Here is a 17935-nt window from a genome sequence, read left to right as displayed (position 1 = left end):
GGTTAGGGAACGTCGTCGTCTTCGCTTTCCCGCAGCAACCTCTCTGGGTGGTGGTAGTGGTTGGTGCGGGGTTGGCCGCCGTGGGGGTACCTCCCGCTTGCGGGGGAGTGGGGTGGGGGCAGGGTTTGGGTGGTTCCGTCGTGGCGTTTGCGGGTTTTCCAGCCGCCGGTGGTGATGAGTTGGTGGTGGGGGCCGCAGCGCAGGGTCAGGTCGGTGATGTCGGTGCGTTTGGTGGTGGCGTAGTCGTGGTCGTGATGCACTTCGCAGTAGTAGCCGGACACCGGGCAGTTGGGGTGGGAGCAGCCGCGTTCTTTGGCGTAGAGCACGATGCGTTGTCCGGGTGAGGCCAGGCGTTTGGTGTGAAAGAGCGCCAGTTCTTTGGCGCCGTGATAGATCCGCAGGTAGTGATGGGCATGCGAAGCCAGGGCGATCACGTCGCGCATCGGCAGCCAGCTGCCGCCGCCGGTGTGGGCTTTGCCGGTGCCGGTTTCCAGGGCGGCCAGGGTGGTCGAGACGATGATGGTGGCCGGTAGCCCGTTGTGCTGACCGAGGTCTCCGGAGGCTAGTAGGGCGCGGGTCATGGCGGTCAGGGCGTCGTGGTTGCGTTGCGGCGCGCTGCGGGTGTCGGCGTCGATCGCGGCTTGGGTGGGGGTGCCGGCCACGCAGGGGGTGGGGTCGTTGGGGTTGCACATGCCGGGGGCGGCCCAGCGGGCCAGGACCGCATCCCAGGTGGCGCGGGCTTGTGGGTCGAGGTAGCCGCTGATGGGGGTCATGCCGTCGCGGTCTTTGGGGGCCCAACACGATGCCGCGGCGTTGGGCCCGGTCCTCGTCGGAGTAGTTGCCGTCGGGGTGCAGATGGTCGGCCAGGCGTTGGGCGAGTTTGGCGAGTTCGTCGGGTCGGCATCGGGTGGCCAGGTCGGACAGGTGCGCTTCGGCCTGGGTCAGGGTGCTCGCGTCGATGTCGGCGGGCAGGTAGCGGAAGAAGGAGCGGATCACCGCGATGTGCTCAGCGCCGGCCTGTCCCTGGCGTTGGGCGGTGGCCAGGCTCGGCAACACCGGCTCCAACGGTTCGCCGGTCATGGCCCGGCGGGGCCCTAATTCGGCGGCGTCGGTGATACGCCGCCCGGCTTCCCCGCGGGTGATGTGGAGTTCGTCGGCGAGCGCCCAGCGGGGTTTGCCGCCGATCTCGACCGGATCCGCGGCGGCCACCTGATTGACCAGGGGATGCTCCACCGCGGGAAGCCGCCGCCGCAGCTTCTCGCAGCGCCGCAGCAACGCCAGGCACTCCCGCGGCGTCAACGCGTCGAAGTCCAGGTCCAGCGCCCGATCCAGATCAGCCGAGAGCGCGTCGAACACCTCGACGACCGCTTCCCGACCATTCGAACACATGTGCTAATCGTAGCGACGCCCACTGACAAGAAGCCTGTGCCAAAACTGCTGTGACGCAAGTGAATGCAGTGGCGGAACCGGACGTTTGGCGCCCGTAGTCAGGCGGCTGCTGTGCCGGGCTCGGGTGGCGCGGTGACTTCCTTGACGAACTCGCCGATGTAGCGGATGGCCCGCCGTCCCTCGGGGAGCACATCGGCCGCCAACGGAAAGTCGTGAATCTGGCCTTCCCACAAATGCAGATCGCAGCGCACTCCGGCGGCAGCCAGCCGTTGCGCCATGGTCTCGGCGTCGGGCAGCAGTAGCTCGTCAGTACTTGCGTGGATGGCGACCGGTGGCAGTAACGACAGGTCGGCGTCCATCGGCGACGCGGCCCGGGCGCGTAGCAGGTATCGGGTGAAAGCCATCAGTGCCTCACACGGGAACATCGCGCAACGCCGGGCGTTGCGGTGCTGAAGCTTTGCGGTGGGGTCCGCATCGGTGAACGGTGAAACCGTCGCTATTCCAGCAGGTTTCACCAGATCCAACTGGGCGGCTGCCAGGGCGGTCATGAAGGCCAGGTATCCGCCCGCGGAGTCGCCGGCGATCACGATCTGCTCCGGGTCGTAGCCCCTTCGAAGCAGCCAGCGCAATCCACTCAGGCCGTCCTCGACGGCGTCGGCGATCCGGTGCGCGGGCAACATCCGGTAGTCGATGTTGAGAACGCTGGCATCGGCCGCTCGGGACAATCGAGTCACCAGTGAGCGGTGGGTGTTCAGCCCGCAGGTCATAAACGCCCCGCCGTGCAGATAGAGAATGGCCCGCTGCGTCGAGACGTCCGCCGCCTGAACCCGTTCGGCCACACAGTAACCCAGGCGGAAGCGCTCGACACGCGCCGCTCGGCGGAGCGGGACCATCCCGGCCAGTCGGTCGACCGATCCGAGCGGCCAGGCCAAATCCGGCCGAACGGCCCACGCGCGCACCAGGTTCTTCACGACGAACCGGCTGGTCAGCGTCACAGCGACTGATTGTGCGCTGTGGCGGCGGTGAATTCGCCGCGTCAGCCCGCTGGTGACCATGTCGATCGCCTCCTCACCTGTCCGATTACCCGCACGTCGGGCGTTTCAACCGGTGTGGCTGCAGCGCCGGTGAGTAAGCTGGCGAAATGAGTCTTGCGCCACGGCCGCCGCTGGATGTGACCGCTCTGCGGAACGGGTTGACCGGGCCGAATGGGCCGTGGCGTGCCGTGGATGTCGTCGAGGACACCGGTTCGACCAATGCCGATCTGTTGGCCCGCGCCGCAGCGGGCGAAAACATCGACGGCGCCGTGCTGCTGGCCGAACATCAGACGGCTGGTCGTGGGCGTCACGGTCGACAGTGGAGCGCCCCGGCGAGCAGCCAGCTCGCGCTGTCGGTGGGAGTCGCCGCGGACACGGTGCCGACATCGGGCTGGGGTTGGCTGACGCTGGCCACCGGGGTCGCGGTCGCCGATGCGATCGCCGAATGTTCGGGCCTGCAAGTCGGCCTGAAGTGGCCCAACGACGTCATTGCGGGCGACGGCAAGCTGGCCGGCATTCTCGCCGAGGTCGCCGCGCCACAGCAGCTGATCGTGGTGGGACTCGGGCTCAACGTGTCCATGACCGCCGAGGAGGCGCCGGATCCCGCAGCGGTCTCGTTGGCCATGCTCGGCGCCTCGGTGGTTGACCGAAACACCCTCGCCGACAAGGTCCTTCGTCACCTCGCGGTTCGGATCGCGGCATGGCGTGCGGTCGGTGGGGCAGACGACGCCTTGGTGTCGGACTACCGGCGGCACAGCTGCACGCTGGGGGCCCAGGTGCGTGCCGACATGCCGGGAGACCAACGAGTGGAGGGCCTTGCCGAGGCCATCGATGACACTGGCCGCCTGGTGATCAACACCGGGGATGGCACCGTCACGGTCTCGGCCGGCGACGTCACCCGACTGCGGCCCAACGGTTAGGGCAGCCCGTGGGTTACCCGGAGAACGTTCTGGCCGAGGACGAGCAAGTGGTGTTGCACCGCCACCCCCACGTCAAACGGTTGATCCTGCCCGTGCTGGCGCTGTTGCTGGTCACCGCCTGCGCCGCGTTCGCCGCCGGGTTCGTCAACTCGCGGGCCTGGGACCCGACCGCTAAGAACGTCGTCTTCGGGGTGATCTGGGCGATCTGGCTGGTGGTCTTCGGCTGGCTGACACTCTGGCCGTTCCTGAGTTGGCTGACCACGCATTTCGTGGTCACCGACCGGCGCGTGATGTTTCGGCACGGGTTGTTGACCCGCAGCGGAATCGACATCGGCCTGGCGCGCATCAACAGCGTGGAGTTCGTGCATGGGTTCATCGACCGGATCTTGCGTACCGGGACGCTGATCATCGAGTCGGCGTCACAGGAACCGTTGGAGTTCTACGACATCCCGCGCGTGGAGCAGGTCCACAGCCTGCTCTATCACGAAGTCTTCGACAGCCCGTCCGCCGGCGGTTGATGACGGGCCGGACGCCGGAACAGCGTCACCACGCCGGTGTCCGGACCGCTCTCCAGCGAGTCCTCGATCGCCTCGGCCAGGGCGCCGGTCTCGATCGTCGCGGCCTGCGCGGCGTCGGTGCTGCGGGCGAACTCGTCTGGAAAGACCCAGCGGCGGAACGCCCAGAACCGGAACGCCATCTGCAGCAGGTTGCCGATGATGTAGGCCGAGACGAAGTCCGAGAGGTTCTCGACGGTCAACGACACCATGGGCACCCGCAGCTGCAGCACGTAGCTGGAGAACCACAACGGGGCCATGGACAGCACCACGCCGACGCCGCTGACCCCGAAGAACAGCAGTGCCTCGTGGTGGCGCTCGCGGCCGCCCCGGTCTTTGAAGCTCCACTCGCGGTTGAGGATGTAGGAGGCGATCACCGCGACGATCCCGGAGATGACCTTGGCGGTGACGGGCTTGGGCGACAGGATCGTCAGCTTGAGGGTGTAGAACAGCGCCGAGTCGATCACGAAGGTGGTCGCGCCGACAATGGCGAACTTGATCAACTCATGGTGGCGCTCGGCCAGCGGCCGGATCACCCGCGGCAGGCGGGCGATCGTGGCGTCGGTAAAAGACACAAGTTGCCAGTGTACGGACTCGGCGCGATCTGCGCCTAACGACTGCATAACGACCCTCGTGGCCGGACGTGACACGATATTGCCCGTGCCGAACCCCCCAACCACTGCGCCGCCTGCCGGTGGACGCAGCCCGCTCGTCGCCATGGTGGGTGGCGGTCAGCTGGCGCGGATGACCCATCAGGCCGCGATCGCGCTCGGGCAGCGGCTGCGGGTGCTGGCCGCGGCGGCCGACGAGCCGGCTGCCCAGGTCACCCCGGACGTTGTGCTGGGCTCCCACACCAACCTCGACGACCTGCGCCGGGCCGCCACCGGGGCCACCGTGCTCACCTTCGACCACGAGCACGTCCCGGGCGAGCTGCTGGACCAACTGGTCGCCGAGGGCATCAACGTTGCGCCTCCGCCGGCGGCGCTGCTGCATGCGCAGGACAAGCTGGTGATGCGCCGGAAGCTGTCGGCGCTGGGGGCGCCGGTGCCGCGGTTCGCCGCGATCGAGACGCCCGAGGACCTCGACGACTTCGCCGCGCTGACCGGTGGCCCGATGGTGGTGAAGGCGGCCCGGGGCGGTTACGACGGGCGGGGGGTGTCCCTCGTCGACGACGCGGCCCAGGCCCGGGCGGTCGTCGCTGACTACCTGGCCGCCGGAGTGCCGGTGCTGGCCGAAGAGCGGGTCGCGATGCGCCGGGAACTGTCGGCGCTGGTGGCCCGGTCACCTTTCGGCCAGGGCGCGGCCTGGCCGGTGGTCGAAACCGTGCAAGAAGACGGTATCTGCGTGACGGTGATCGCGCCTGCCCCCGATCTTTCGGATGAATCAGCCGCTGCTGCACAACAATTGGCGCTGAGGTTGGCCGATGAGCTGGGCGTGGTCGGGGTGCTGGCTGTCGAGCTCTTCGAGACCTCCGACGGGCAGTTGCTGGTCAACGAGCTGGCGATGCGACCGCACAACTCGGGGCACTGGACCATGGACGGTGCGGCCACCAGCCAGTTCGAACAGCATCTTCGCGCGGTGCTGGACTATCCGCTCGGCGCCACCACACCGGTGGTTGCGGTGACCGTGATGGCCAACGTCCTGGGCGCCCCGCAAACGCCGGCGATGACGATGGACGAGCGGCTGCACCACCTGTTCGCGCGTTATCCCGATGCCCGAGTCCACCTCTACGGCAAGGACGAACGGCCGGGCCGCAAGATCGGCCACATCAACCTGCTCGGTGAGGACGCGAAGGACTCGGCGAACCTGCGCGAGCGGGCCGAAAGCGCGGCACACTGGTTGTCGCACGGGGAATGGAGCGATGGATGGGATCCGCATGAGTGAACACAGGCCCGGTCCCCGGGTCGGCGTCATCATGGGCAGCGACAGCGACTGGTCGGTGATGGAAGAAGCGGCGCTCGCGCTGGCCGAGTTCGAGATCCCGTTCGAAGTCGGGGTGGTCTCGGCGCACCGCACCCCGCAGCGGATGTTCGACTACGCCCGCGACGCCGCCGGCCGCGGCATCGAGGTGATCATCGCCGGGGCGGGCGGCGCCGCCCACCTGCCCGGGATGGTGGCTTCGGCCACACCGCTGCCGGTGATCGGAGTGCCGGTCCCGCTGGCCCGCCTGGACGGGCTGGATTCTTTGCTGTCGATCGTGCAAATGCCGGCCGGGGTGCCTGTGGCCACTGTTTCTATCGGTGGTGCGCGCAACGCGGGTTTGCTCGCGGCGCGTATTCTGGGCTCGGCCGACGCGACGTTGCGGGCCCGCATGGCGGCTTTTCAGGACCAGCTGGCGCAGAGCGTGCTTGCGAAGGACGCGATGCTTCAAGGTAAAGTTACCGGCGAGTAGCTTAGGAGGCTGTGATGGCTGGGTGGGCCGGAAATCCGTCGTTTGACCTGTTCAAGCTCCCCGAGGAGCACGACGAGTTGCGGACGGCGATCCGCGCGTTGGCGGAGAAGGAGATTGCTCCGTACGCCAAGGAAGTCGATGAGCAGGCCCGGTTCCCCGAAGAGGCCCTGGCCGCGTTGAACGCGTCGGGTTTCAACGCGGTGCACGTGCCTGAGGAGTACGGCGGTCAGGGTGCGGACTCGGTGGCGGCCTGCATCGTGATCGAAGAGGTCGCCCGGGTGTGCGCCTCGTCGTCGCTGATCCCTGCGGTGAACAAGCTGGGCACCATGGGGCTGATCCTGTCGGGTTCCGACGAGCTCAAGCAGCAGGTACTGCCCGGGTTGGCGGCCGGCGAGGTGATGGCGTCTTACGCACTGTCGGAGCGCGAGGCCGGCAGTGACGCCGCGGCGATGCGTACTCGTGCGAAAGCCGATGGTGATGACTGGATCCTCAACGGGTCCAAGTGCTGGATCACCAATGGTGGCAAGTCCAGCTGGTACACCGTGATGGCGGTGACCGACCCGGATCTGGACGCCAACGGGATCTCGGCGTTCATGGTGCACATCGACGACGAGGGCTTCACGATCGGGCCCAAGGAGCACAAGCTCGGCATCAAGGGTTCACCGACCACCGAGTTGTACTTCGAGAACTGCCGCATCCCCGGTGATCGGATCATCGGGGAGCCCGGCACCGGGTTCAAGACCGCGCTGCGCACCTTGGACCACACCCGCCCGACGATCGGTGCGCAGGCGGTCGGTATTGCCCAAGGTGCGTTGGATGCGGCGATCGAATACACCAAGGATCGCAAGCAGTTCGGCAAGAACATCAGCACCTTCCAGGGCGTGCAGTTCATGCTCGCCGATATGGCGATGAAGCTGGAGGCCGCGCGGCTGATGGTCTATTCGGCCGCGGCGCGCGCCGAGCGGGGTGAGACCGGCTTGGGCTTCATCTCCGCGGCGTCGAAGTGCTTCGCCTCCGATGTCGCGATGGAGGTCACCACCGACGCGGTGCAGTTGTTCGGTGGGGCGGGCTACACCACCGACTTCCCGGTCGAGCGGATGATGCGTGACGCCAAGATCACCCAGATCTATGAGGGCACCAACCAGATCCAGCGCGTCGTCATGAGCCGGCACCTGCTGCGCTGACGCGGTCTGATGACCTCTGATCTGTGAACCGGAGGGGAGCGGCAGCCCTAAGATTGGCTGTCGGCGCTGTCCGTCCCACCTAGGAGAGGCTTCATGCCAGGACTTCTGCCCGAGGTCGACCCCGACGGTTTGCTGGAGTACTCCGTCGTCTACACCGACCGGGCACTCAACCACATGTCCGCACGCTTCCAGGACGTCATGAACGATGTCTCCGCGATGCTGCGCGAGGTGTACCACGCCGACGCGGCAGTCGTCGTACCCGGCAACGGGACGTGCGGAATGGAGGCGGTAGCACGCCAGTTCGCCAACGGTGCTGAGGTGCTCGTGGTCCGCAACGGGTTCTTCAGCTATCGGTGGAGCCAGATCCTGGAGACCGGCCGTATCACCGACCGCATCACCGTGCTCAAAGCACGGCCGACGGGCGACGGCGACCAGGCGCCCTGGGCTCCCGCGCCCATCGACGAGGTCGAGGAGGCGATCGCGCGGACCCGGCCGGCGGTGGTGTGCGTCCCGCACGTCGAAACCGCCAGCGGAATCCTGCTGCCCGACGACTACCTGGCGCGCATCGGCACGGCGACGGCGGCCGTGGGCGGCCTGTTCGTCCTGGACTGCATCGCCGCCGGCGTGGTCTGGGCCGATATGGCGGCGCTTGGGGTGGACGTCTTGGTGACCGCGCCGCAGAAGGACTGGAGTGCCGAGCCGGGCTGTGCCATGGTCTGCCTGTCCAACCGGGCACTGGAGGTCATGGAGCGCACCCAGAGCACCAGCTTCGCGCTGGACCTGAAGAAGTGGCGAGAGATCATGGTGGCCTACGAGAAGGGCGGCCACGCCTACCACGCCACGATGCCCACCGGCGTGATCAGCGGCCTTCGCGACGCCATGGCCGAGACGCGCGCCCGGGGCTTCGACGCGGTGCGCGAGCAGCAGTTCGCCTTGGGACGCAAGGTACGTGCGTTGCTGGCCGAACGCGGCTTCCCCAGCGTGGCCGCACCGGGATTCGAAGCGCCTGGCGTGGTGGTCAGCTACACCACCGACCCCGACATCCGCACCGGGAGAAAGTTTCTGGCCCAGGGCCTTCAGACCGCGGCGGGAGTGCCCCTGCAGTGCGACGAGCCGGCGACGTTCAGCACCTTCCGGGTGGGGCTGTTCGGTCTGGACAAGCTGGCCGACATCGAGGGAACGGTGGCGCGACTGAGCGCCGCGATCGACCGGATCACCTCGGCCTGATTCGATGTCAGAAGGTAACTCCGGCACGTCGAGCATCTACCTCGCCGCCGCCGAGGGTGGCACCGGAAAATCCGTGCTCGCGCTGGGCCTGCTGCACCTGTTGGCCGCCTCGTCGGCCCGGGTCGGCGTGTTTCGCCCGGTCGTGCGATCGCTGGACGAGCCTGACGGCCAGCTCGAACTGCTACTCGCGCATGCCACCGCCACCATCGACGATCACAGTGCGTGCCGTGGCGTGACCTACCAGCAGGTGTTCGCCGACCGGGAGGCGGCGCTGGGTGAGATCGTCGCGCGATTCCACGAAGTCGCCCGGTGCTGCGACACCGTACTGGTAGTGGGCAGCGACTACACCGACGTCGTCAACCCGAGTGAGTTGAGCTTCAACGCCCGTGTCGCGGTGAACCTGGGCGCGCCACTGGTGCTGGCAGTCAACGGCCACAACCGCGACCCGCAGGACGTCGCTGAGATCACCGAACGCTGCCTGGCCGAAGTGGCTGCGGTACATGCCCATCCGGCAGCGGTGATCGCCAACCGTTGTGACCCGGACCGGCTGGCCGATGTCACCCGGGCGATCTCGGGACGCCTGGCCGGCGCGGGCATTCTGGCGTTCGCGATCCCCGAGGTGGCGCTGCTGTCGGCTCCGACGATGGCCGAACTCTGCACTGCGCTGGAGGGCACCGTCTACAGCGGCGACCCGGAGTTGCTGCGCCGGGAAGCGCTGAGCGTCATGGTCGGTGGCATGACCGCTGAGAACATTCTCGATCGGCTGAGCGAGGGCCAGGTGGTGATCGTGCCGGCCGACCGCTCCGACGTGCTGCTGGCGTTGGTGAACGCCCATGAGGCGCAGGGCTTCCCATCGCTGGCGGGAATCATCCTCAACGGCGGCCTGCTGCCGCACCCGGCCATCGACAAATTGGTCAAGGGACTGCGGCCAACCCTGCCGTTGATCGCCACCAGCCATCGCACCTACGACACCGCCGAAAAGGTGTCGAACACCGGCTCGAGGATCACCGTCGACGCGCTGCGCAAGATCGACACCGCGCTCGCGCTCATCGCGGAACATATCGACGGCGCCGAGCTGGCCGAGCGGATCCGGGTGCCGGCATCGTCCGTGATCACCCCGCAGATGTTCGAGTATCGGCTGCTGGAACGGGCCCGAACCGACCGCCGTCACATCGTGCTGCCGGAAGCAACAGATGACCGGATCCTGTTGGCGGCCGGGCGGTTACTGTCCCGCGGGATCGTCGATCTGACCCTGCTCGGCGTGGAAGGCGCGGTACGCCAGCGCGGTGCCGAGCTGGGCGTGGACCTGGACGCCGCGCGGGTGATCGACCCCGAGACCAGCGACCTGAGGGATACGTTCGGCGCCGAATACGCTCGACTGCGTGCTCACAAGGGCATGACCGAGGACCGTGCCCGCGAGATCATGCGCGACATCTCCTATTTCGGCACCATGATGGTGCACCTGGGGATCGCCGACGGAATGGTGTCGGGTGCCGCACACACCACAGCCCACACGATCAGGCCGGCGTTCGAGATCATCCGGACCGCGCCGGGGGTGTCCACGGTGTCCAGTGTGTTCCTGATGTGCCTGTCGGACCGGGTGCTGGCCTACGGGGACTGCGCGGTGGTGCCCGATCCGACCGTCGACCAACTCGCCGACATCGCCATCTCCTCGGCGGCTACCGCGGCCGCGTTCGGCATCGAACCCAGGGTTGCGCTGCTGTCTTACTCGACCGGCGAGTCCGGTACCGGTGCAGGTGTGGACAAAGTCCGTGCCGCAACGCAATTGGTGCACGAGCGCCGGCCGGATCTGCTCGCCGACGGTCCGATCCAATACGACGCCGCAGTCGACGAGGGGGTGGCCGCGGCCAAGATGCCGGACTCGCCGGTGGCGGGGCGGGCCACCGTGCTGGTGTTCCCGGACCTCAACACCGGCAACAACACCTACAAGGCGGTGCAGCGCAGTGCCGGTGCCATCGCCATCGGTCCGGTGCTGCAGGGACTGGCCAAACCCGTCAACGACCTGTCCCGGGGCGCGCTGGTCGACGACATCGTCTACACCGTGGCCATCACCGCGATCCAGGCGCAGGAAGTTCCTCGGTGACGGCAACCGCGTCCGGTCTGGTGCTGGTGCTCAACTCCGGCTCGTCGTCGATCAAATTCCAATTGGTCGACCCGGTGGCCGGGACCGCGCTGCTGTCCGGACTGGTGGAGCAGATCGGCGAGGACGACAGCCCGGTGGCCGACCACGCCGCCGGGCTGCGGCTGATCCATCGCCAGCTCGTCGACTCCGGTATCGACCTGGCCGCCGTTCGCGCCGTGGGGCATCGGGTGGTGCACGGCGGCAACCTGTTCCACGCACCCACACTGATCACCGACGAGGTGGTGGCCGAGGTGGCGCGGCTGGCCGAGCTCGCGCCGCTGCACAATCCGGCCAACGTGATCGGGATCGAAGTGGCCCGTGCCGACTTTCCCGACGTCCCGCACGTGGCGGTGTTCGACACCGGCTTCTTCCACTCCCTGCCGGCGGCCGCGGCCAGCTATGCCATCGACCACGACGTCGCGACCCGATACGGCATCCGCCGCTACGGATTCCACGGCACCTCGCACGAATACGTCTCTGCGGAGGTCGCCGCCGTGCTGGGCGGTGACCCCGGCGAGCTGAACGTCATCGTGCTGCACCTGGGCAACGGGGCCTCGGCTTCGGCGGTGCAAGGCGGGGTGGCCGTCGAGACATCGATGGGGCTGACTCCGCTGGAGGGCCTGGTGATGGGGACCCGCAGCGGCGACATCGACCCCGGCGTGCTGTTCCACCTCAACCGCACCGCCGGGATGGGTGTCGATGAGCTCGACGAGCTGCTGAACCGCCGCTCCGGGCTCAAGGGGCTGTGCGGGGTCAACGATTTCCGGGAGTTGCTGGAGCAGCGGGAGGCCGGCGGCGCGCTGGGCGAGGCGGCCGGGCTGGCCTACGACGTCTACGTCCACCGACTGCGCAAATACGTCGGCGCCTACCTGGCCGTGCTGGGCCGAGTCGACGCCATCGCCTTCACGGCCGGGGTGGGGGAGAACGCGCCCAGCGTGCGCGAAGACGCGCTGGCCGGCCTGGGTGGGCTGGGCATCGTCGTGGACCCCGAACGCAACCGCACCGGCAAGGGGGCCCGGATCATCTCGGCCGACGCATCGCGCACCACCGTATTGGTGGTTCCCACCAATGAAGAGCTGGCGATCGCGCGGGCCGCCTGGCAATTCGTGTGAGCACGGACTGGACAACTGACGGCGAAGTCGAGTAGTCCGACTCATCCGATTTTCGCCCGCGATGCGGCATCGTTGCCTGCGTGACCGAACCACATGCCGTACTGCAGCGGCTTACCGCGGAATGCCACGCATTGTCCTGGCAGCTCTACCGGGTCTCGACTGAACTCGCCGAACTGGATCGGCAGCTGCACACCGCGGCAGCCCCAGTTGCCCCAGCTGTCCCGATGGCGCCGGTGGCCCTGCCGGTGGCGCCGGCGGCCGTGCCGGTGCGGCCGGGACCGCCGGCGACCGCCGCGGAACCGAAACCTGTTACCGCAGTCGGTGACTCGGGGTGGATCGGCAGACTGCTGGCTGTCGCGGGAGTCGCGGTGACGCTGGTCGGCGTGGTGCTGCTGCTGGTGCTGGCCGCCCAAGCCGGCATCCTGCGCCCGCAGATCCGGGTGGCCGGTGGCTTCGTGCTCTCGGCGGCGCTGGTCGGCGCGGCGTGCCGGTTGCGTAACCGGCCGGGCGGACGGACCGGGGCCATCGCCTTGGCCGCCACCGGGATCGCCGCGGCCTACCTGGACATCATCGCGATCACCGCCTATTACCACTGGGTGCCGGCAGCCGTCGGGCTGGTGGTCGCGGCTACGGTCGGCGGGGCCGGCCTGGTACTGGCCCGGCGCTGGGACTCCGAACACCTCGGGGTGCTGGTGCTGGTCCCGCTGATCGGCCTGGCCCCGATCCTTACCGGCGACGTCGACCTGCTGCTCATCGGTTTCCTGCTGGCGCTGTCGGCGGCGGCGCTGCCGGCGCAGCTGGGCAAGGACTGGACCGGGATGTTCGCCGCCCGCGTCGCAGCGGCGACGCTGCCCCTGTTGGCGGCGCTGATCGCCATCAGCGGTGACGACCACCGGTGGCTGATCGGCGGAGCCTGCGCCGTGGCCGCGGCGCTGGCCGTCGTCAGCGGGCTGTTGGTGCTGCCCACCACCACCAGGCCGGGCGCACTCGCGTTGCTGACCGCCGCCGGAACTCTGCCGGCGTTGGCGGCCAGAGCCGTGCTGGACCCGGTGCCGGCCACGGTGCTGGCAGCGACGCTGTCGGTCGTCATGCTGGCGATCGTCCTCGCTCACCGGGCACTGCAGCCGGTCGTCGTGCAGGTCTTTTCGGCACTGTCGGCGGGCGCCGCACTGATCGCGGTGACCACGGCATTCCACGGCTCGGTGCTGGCCCCGGTGTTACTGGCCATGGCCGTCGTCGTCGCGGTCGCCGGCCGACACAGTCGCGTGGCCCGTTGGTGCGCAGCCGGTTTCGGGTTCGCAGGCGCCGTCGTCTACCTCGGCTACGCGTCACCGGACAAGCTGATCACCGCGACGGCGATGTCGACCGCGGACGTAGTGTCCACGCTGGTCGCCAGCCTGCTGGTGATCATGCTGGTGGTCGTCATGGCACGCGCATACGCCGTCGCCGACGGCACCAACCCCGCCAATGCGCCGATCCTGGCGGTGGCCGGCGGGGCACTGATCGGCTACGCCGTCACCGCGTTCACCGTCACCGCCGGCGTCGCGATCGGCGGTACCGGCGGCGGGTTCCTGACCGGCCACATGGCGGCCACCCTCTGCTGGATCGCGATGGCGGCCGTCCTGCTGCGCTACGCGTTGCGCCTAGCCGACCGCGGGGCCCGCACCTGGGCGATCACCGCCGGCCTGGCGCTCACCGGAGCCGCCACCGCGAAGCTGTTCCTGTTCGACCTGGGCACCCTCGACGGCATGTTCCGGGTCGCGGCGTTCATCGTCGCGGGCCTGCTGTTGCTGGGCATGGGCACCGGTTATGCCCGCAGCCTGGCGCAGCAGGACGAGAGGTGACCGACAATTTCGTAGCCGTCAACACCGGGTGGCAACCGCATCCGGCAGTACCAGGTCCGGCTACGGCGGGTAGCGGTACAGTTTCGTCCTGTGAAATTCGGCCGATCGACCGTGCTGGCGGCCCTGCTGGTTGTTGGCGCACTGACGGTTTCGGCCTGCGGCGGCGGCTCTGCTCAACTGCTGTCCGCCGAGGACCCGGCGGCCGGCGTGGACTGCGGGGGTAAGCAGGAACTGCATGCCGGCGGCTCGACCGCCCAGGCTAACGCGATCGAGCAATTCGCTTACGCCTATTCCCGGGCCTGTCCCGGGCAGGCGCTGGTCTACAACGCCACCGGCTCCGCCACCGGAGTGGACGACTTCATCGCCAATGAGATCGACCTGGCCGGCTCCGAGCTGGCCATGGACCCCGCCAAGACGCAGCCGGAACGGGCCGCGGAGCGGTGCGGTTCGCCGGCCTGGGACCTGCCGGTGGTGTTCGGTCCACTCGCCGTCACCTATCACGTCAACGGGGTGAACACCCTCAACCTGGACGGGCCCACCCTGGCGAAGATCTTCAACGGAACGATCGGTAGCTGGGACAACCCCGCGATCAAGGCGCTCAACACCGGCGTCGCGTTACCGGCGCTGCCCATCCATGTGGTGTACCGCGGCGACCGATCGCCGAGCACCGCCAGCTTCCAGAAGTACCTCGAGGTCGCTTCTGACGGTGCCTGGTTTGCCGGCGCCGGTGACATGTTCAACGTCGGCATCGGTGAGGCCGGCACCGGCAACAATGGCACCGCGGCGGCGCTGCAGACGACCGACGGATCCATCACCTACCACGACTGGTCGTTCGCGGTCGGCAAGCAGCTGCCGATCGCGCAGATCATCACCGCGGCCGGCTCGGCTCCGGTGGGCATCTCCGCCGACTCGGTCGGCAAGACCATCGCCGGGGCGAAATTCGTGTCCGACGCGAACCCGAACAACGACCTGGTGCTGGAGGCGGCGTCCCTCTACCGGCCCGCCGAACACGGCGCCTACCCGATCGTGTCGGCGACCTACCAGATGGTCTGCTCGAAGTACCCCGACGCCGCCACCGGCACGGCGGTCAAGGCGTTCCTGCAGGCTGCGATCGGTCCAGGCCAGGATGGGCTGGACCAGTACGGCTTCATTCCGCTGCCGGCGTCCTTCAAATCCAGGCTCCTGACGACGGTCAACGCGATCTCGTGACCGTTTGCGGCGTTGGCGCCGGTTAGTCTGGTAGCCAATCTTTCGCCGCAGTGCGCGGCACTGTGGTCGAAGGGAGCGTCGTCGGTGAACAATCCCGAGCCGGGTTCGCGGACCGGATCGCGGTTCGGCCCCTATCAAGTGGGGCGGTTGCTCGGCCACGGCGTCGTGGGTGATGTCTACCGGGCCGAGGACACCCGCAACGACGAGACCGTGGCGCTGAAGCTGATCTCCGAGTCGCTCTCCGCCGATGAGGCGTTCCGCAGTCGGCTGGAGGACGAGGCTGAAGCCGCCGGTCAGCTGACCGAGCCCCATCTGGTGCCGATCCGCGCCTACGGCGAGATCGACGAGGTGCTCTACCTGGAGACGGGCCTGATCGACGGCACCGAGCTGGCCACCGTCTTGGCCGACGGAGGTCCGCTGAGTCCGCCGCGTGCGGTGGCCATCGTCCGGCAGGTCGCCGCGGCACTGGACGCGGCACACAACGCCTATGTCGTCCACCGCGACGTCAAACCCGAGAACATTCTGCTCACCCCGGACGACCTGGCGTATCTGATGGACTTCGGGGTGGCCGCGGCCATCGCCGAACCGGGCGCACGGGCCAAGCCGGCGCTCGGCACCGTCGCCTACATGGCGCCGGAGCGTCTGACCGGCGAGCAGGTCACCCACCTCGCCGACATCTACTCGCTGGCCGCTGTGTTGGCCGAGGCGCTCACCGGGGTGCGTCCGTTCTCCGCCGAAACCGTCGACGAGGCGATCGAAGAACGCCGCACCGCCGAGCCTCCGCAACCGAGCAAGCTGCGCCCGGGGCGGGTGCCGGCGGCCATCGACGCGGTGCTGGCCCGCGGGCTGGCTCGTAAACCCGAGGAGCGCTACAGCAGCGCCGGTGAGCTCGCCGCCGCCGCCTACCAGGCGCTGACCGAACCCGAACGCCACCAGGTGTCCCGGATCCTGCGGCGTGGCGAGCCGGCACTGCACCTGCCCGGCGGCCTGGAACCCGAGCCCCGATCCGAGGGCCGTGCCCTGTCGGCCGGCGTGAGCCGAGCCGGATGGGCATCGTCGGACACCGGATTCGGTGCTGCTTTGGGCGCCGGTCTGGGCGGCCCGCCCCCGGCGCCGTTCCCGATGTCCCCCCTGCTGCGGAGCGACCTGCAGACCGAGATCCCGGTCATGCCCACTCCGTCCCGGCGGTGGCGGCTGCCCCGCAAGCCGGTGCTGGCGGCGGCCGCCGCGATCGCCGTGGTCACCGTCGTCGCCGGCGTCGGGCACCTGGTGTCGAAGCCCTCGTCGGCGATACCGGTGGCCGCGCCCCCGCAGGACGTGTTGCCCTTCGCCGACCTGGACTACCGGCTCTCACCGGGCGGGGTGGCGCTGGACGGCGACGGCAATGTCTACGTCACCAGTGAGGGCATGCACGGGCGGGTGGTGCGACTGGCCGCCGACTCGACCGCCTCGACGGTGGTGCCCTTCAGCGACCAGTACCAGCCGCGCGGCGTGGTGGTCGACAGCATCGGCAACGTCTACTTCTCCGATGTCAACAGCCGGGTGGTCAAGCTCGGGGCGGAAGACGACACCCACACGGTGTTGCCGTTCGCCGGCCTGGACGACCCCGACGGGGTGGCGGTGGACTCCGACGGCGGCAACGTCTATGTCGCTGACCGCGGCAACGACGCGGTGTTGCGCCTGGACACGGTCACCAACGCCCAGACCACAGTGCCGTTCGTCGGCCTCAACAAGCCCGACGGGGTGGCGGTGGACTCCGCCGGCAATGTCTATGTCACCGACACCGGCAACAACCGGGTGCTCAAGCTGGTGGCCGCTACCAACGAACAGGTGGTGTTGCCCTTCACCGGGATCGTCGCGCCGTGGGGTATCGCGGTGGACGAGGCCGGCGACGTCTACGTCACCGAGCACAACCGCAACAAGGTTGTGAAACTGGCAGCCGGTGCCGCAATCCCGGTGGTGTTGCCGTTCACCGGTCTCAACGCCCCGTTGGACGTCGCGGTCGACAAGCACGGCAATGTCTACGTCGCCGACCGCGGCAACGACCGCGTCGTCAGGGTGGACGCGAACAGCTAAGGGCCGCCTGAGGGGCCGGCGCTGTGACGGCTGCCTCACCGAAACGCCAGGTAGCATTTTTTGGGTGGACAGCAGCGTCGTGGGCCCCGCAGCGGGCGTCACCGATCCGGTGACCGACGCCCCGGCCACGACCATCGGGCACCACGATCACGATCATGATCACGCCGGGCATACCCATCGCGTTCATGTCGTTCACGACGGGGGTTGGCACCGCGCAGCGATCTGGGCTCGGCGGCTCGCCTGGGTGAGCCTGGTCCTGGTGGGAATCGAAGGAGTGGTGGGCCTGTGGCAGGGCCTGACCGCCGGTTCGATCGCCCTGACCGGCTGGGCGCTGGGCGCCATTCCCGAGGCGCTGGCCGGTGCCGTGGTGATCTGGCGGTTCACCGGCGCCCGCACGCTGTCCGAGACGGCGGAGCGGCGCGCTCAGATCGGCGTGGCGATCTCGTTCTGGATCAACGCCCCCTATATCGCCGCGGAGTCGGTACACCACTTCTTCGGCGACCAGCGCAGCGAAGGCACCGCCATCGGGATCGCGGTCACCGCCGCGGCCGCGCTGGTGATGCCGATTCTGGGCCGTGCCCAGCGACGGCTCGGCACCCGGCTCGGCTCGGCGGCGACCGTCGGTGAGGGAGTGCAGAACTATCTGTGTGCGATCCAGGCCGCCGCGGTGCTCGTCGGGCTGACCCTCACCACGCAGTGGTCCGGCAGCTGGTGGCTGGACCCGCTGATCGGTCTGGGGGTGGCCGCCGTCTCGGTGTGGCAGGGCTTCCGTTCCTGGCGCGGCGAGGGCTGTGGCTGTTGACGGCCGTTGAAGGCTACCGACGCTAAGTCCCGACTGCCCTGGAGCTGGT

14 protein-coding genes and 1 pseudogene are annotated in these 17935 nt (G+C 68.6%); 12 read left to right on the top strand and 3 right to left on the bottom strand.

Features of this window, described 5'->3' with window-relative positions; all coding sequences use genetic code 11:
- Positions 1 to 2: 2 nt before the first annotated feature.
- A pseudogene (locus K3U94_RS17175) lies at positions 3 to 1389 on the bottom strand (HNH endonuclease signature motif containing protein).
- 98 nt (positions 1390 to 1487) lie between these two features.
- The gene (locus K3U94_RS17170; RefSeq protein ID WP_220694490.1) at positions 1488 to 2444 is read right to left on the bottom strand and encodes an alpha/beta hydrolase; all 957 of its coding nucleotides are present in this window, start codon (positions 2442 to 2444) and stop codon (positions 1488 to 1490) included.
- A gap of 86 nt (positions 2445 to 2530) precedes the next feature.
- Here K3U94_RS17170 and K3U94_RS17165 point away from each other — a divergent pair, with 86 nt between their 5' ends.
- Entirely contained in the window at positions 2531 to 3343 is an 813-nt protein-coding gene (locus tag K3U94_RS17165; RefSeq protein ID WP_220694489.1) for a biotin--[acetyl-CoA-carboxylase] ligase, read from the top strand.
- Between the two features lie 8 nt (positions 3344 to 3351).
- Positions 3352 to 3861 (top strand): PH domain-containing protein, encoded by a 510-nt coding sequence (locus tag K3U94_RS17160; protein ID WP_220694488.1) that lies wholly within the window; start codon positions 3352 to 3354, stop codon positions 3859 to 3861.
- Here the strand turns inward: K3U94_RS17160 and K3U94_RS17155 are convergent.
- Positions 3825 to 4472: a GtrA family protein gene (locus tag K3U94_RS17155; RefSeq protein ID WP_047318780.1), complete on the bottom strand. Its 648-nt coding sequence runs from the start codon at positions 4470 to 4472 to the stop codon at positions 3825 to 3827. The genes K3U94_RS17160 and K3U94_RS17155 overlap by 37 nt on opposite strands.
- Positions 4473 to 4614: 142 nt before the next feature.
- Between K3U94_RS17155 and K3U94_RS17150 the strand changes: the two genes are divergently transcribed.
- The 10 genes from K3U94_RS17150 to K3U94_RS17105 all read left to right on the top strand — a co-directional run bounded on the left by K3U94_RS17150 (position 4615) and on the right by K3U94_RS17105 (position 17886).
- The gene (locus K3U94_RS17150; protein WP_230987637.1) at positions 4615 to 5781 is read left to right on the top strand and encodes a 5-(carboxyamino)imidazole ribonucleotide synthase; all 1167 of its coding nucleotides are present in this window, start codon (positions 4615 to 4617) and stop codon (positions 5779 to 5781) included.
- A complete protein-coding gene (gene purE, locus K3U94_RS17145; protein WP_047318782.1) occupies positions 5774 to 6289 on the top strand; it encodes a 5-(carboxyamino)imidazole ribonucleotide mutase in 516 nt (171 codons plus the stop codon). Before K3U94_RS17150 ends, purE begins: the two co-directional genes overlap by 8 nt.
- Positions 6290 to 6303: 14 nt before the next feature.
- The gene (locus K3U94_RS17140) at positions 6304 to 7473 is read left to right on the top strand and encodes an acyl-CoA dehydrogenase (RefSeq protein WP_220694486.1); all 1170 of its coding nucleotides are present in this window, start codon (positions 6304 to 6306) and stop codon (positions 7471 to 7473) included.
- 93 nt (positions 7474 to 7566) lie between these two features.
- Positions 7567 to 8700 (top strand): aminotransferase class V-fold PLP-dependent enzyme, encoded by a 1134-nt coding sequence (locus K3U94_RS17135; protein WP_220694485.1) that lies wholly within the window; start codon positions 7567 to 7569, stop codon positions 8698 to 8700.
- A gap of 4 nt (positions 8701 to 8704) precedes the next feature.
- Positions 8705 to 10804 (top strand): phosphate acetyltransferase, encoded by a 2100-nt coding sequence (gene pta / locus K3U94_RS17130; RefSeq protein WP_220694484.1) that lies wholly within the window; start codon positions 8705 to 8707, stop codon positions 10802 to 10804.
- Positions 10801 to 11955 carry an acetate kinase gene (locus K3U94_RS17125; RefSeq protein WP_220694483.1) on the top strand — a complete coding sequence of 385 codons (1155 nt, stop codon included), beginning with the start codon at positions 10801 to 10803 and terminating at the stop codon, positions 11953 to 11955. Before pta ends, K3U94_RS17125 begins: the two co-directional genes overlap by 4 nt.
- Before the next feature lie 80 nt (positions 11956 to 12035).
- Positions 12036 to 13799 (top strand): DUF2339 domain-containing protein, encoded by a 1764-nt coding sequence (locus K3U94_RS17120; RefSeq protein ID WP_220694482.1) that lies wholly within the window; start codon positions 12036 to 12038, stop codon positions 13797 to 13799.
- A 90-nt stretch (positions 13800 to 13889) separates the two neighbouring features.
- On the top strand, positions 13890 to 15008 hold the full coding sequence (gene pstS, locus K3U94_RS17115) for a phosphate ABC transporter substrate-binding protein PstS (protein WP_220694481.1): 1119 nt from the start codon (positions 13890 to 13892) through the stop codon (positions 15006 to 15008).
- Positions 15009 to 15092: 84 nt separating this feature from the next.
- The gene (locus tag K3U94_RS17110; protein WP_220694480.1) at positions 15093 to 17084 is read left to right on the top strand and encodes a serine/threonine-protein kinase PknD; all 1992 of its coding nucleotides are present in this window, start codon (positions 15093 to 15095) and stop codon (positions 17082 to 17084) included.
- A gap of 133 nt (positions 17085 to 17217) precedes the next feature.
- On the top strand, positions 17218 to 17886 hold the full coding sequence (locus K3U94_RS17105) for a cation efflux transmembrane domain-containing protein (RefSeq protein ID WP_220696845.1): 669 nt from the start codon (positions 17218 to 17220) through the stop codon (positions 17884 to 17886).
- The last annotated feature ends 49 nt before the right edge of the window (positions 17887 to 17935 follow it).

Source organism: Mycolicibacter heraklionensis, assembly GCF_019645815.1.
GTDB classification, from domain to species: domain Bacteria; phylum Actinomycetota; class Actinomycetes; order Mycobacteriales; family Mycobacteriaceae; genus Mycobacterium; species Mycobacterium heraklionense.
This window is presented reverse-complemented; position numbering and strand designations above follow the sequence as displayed.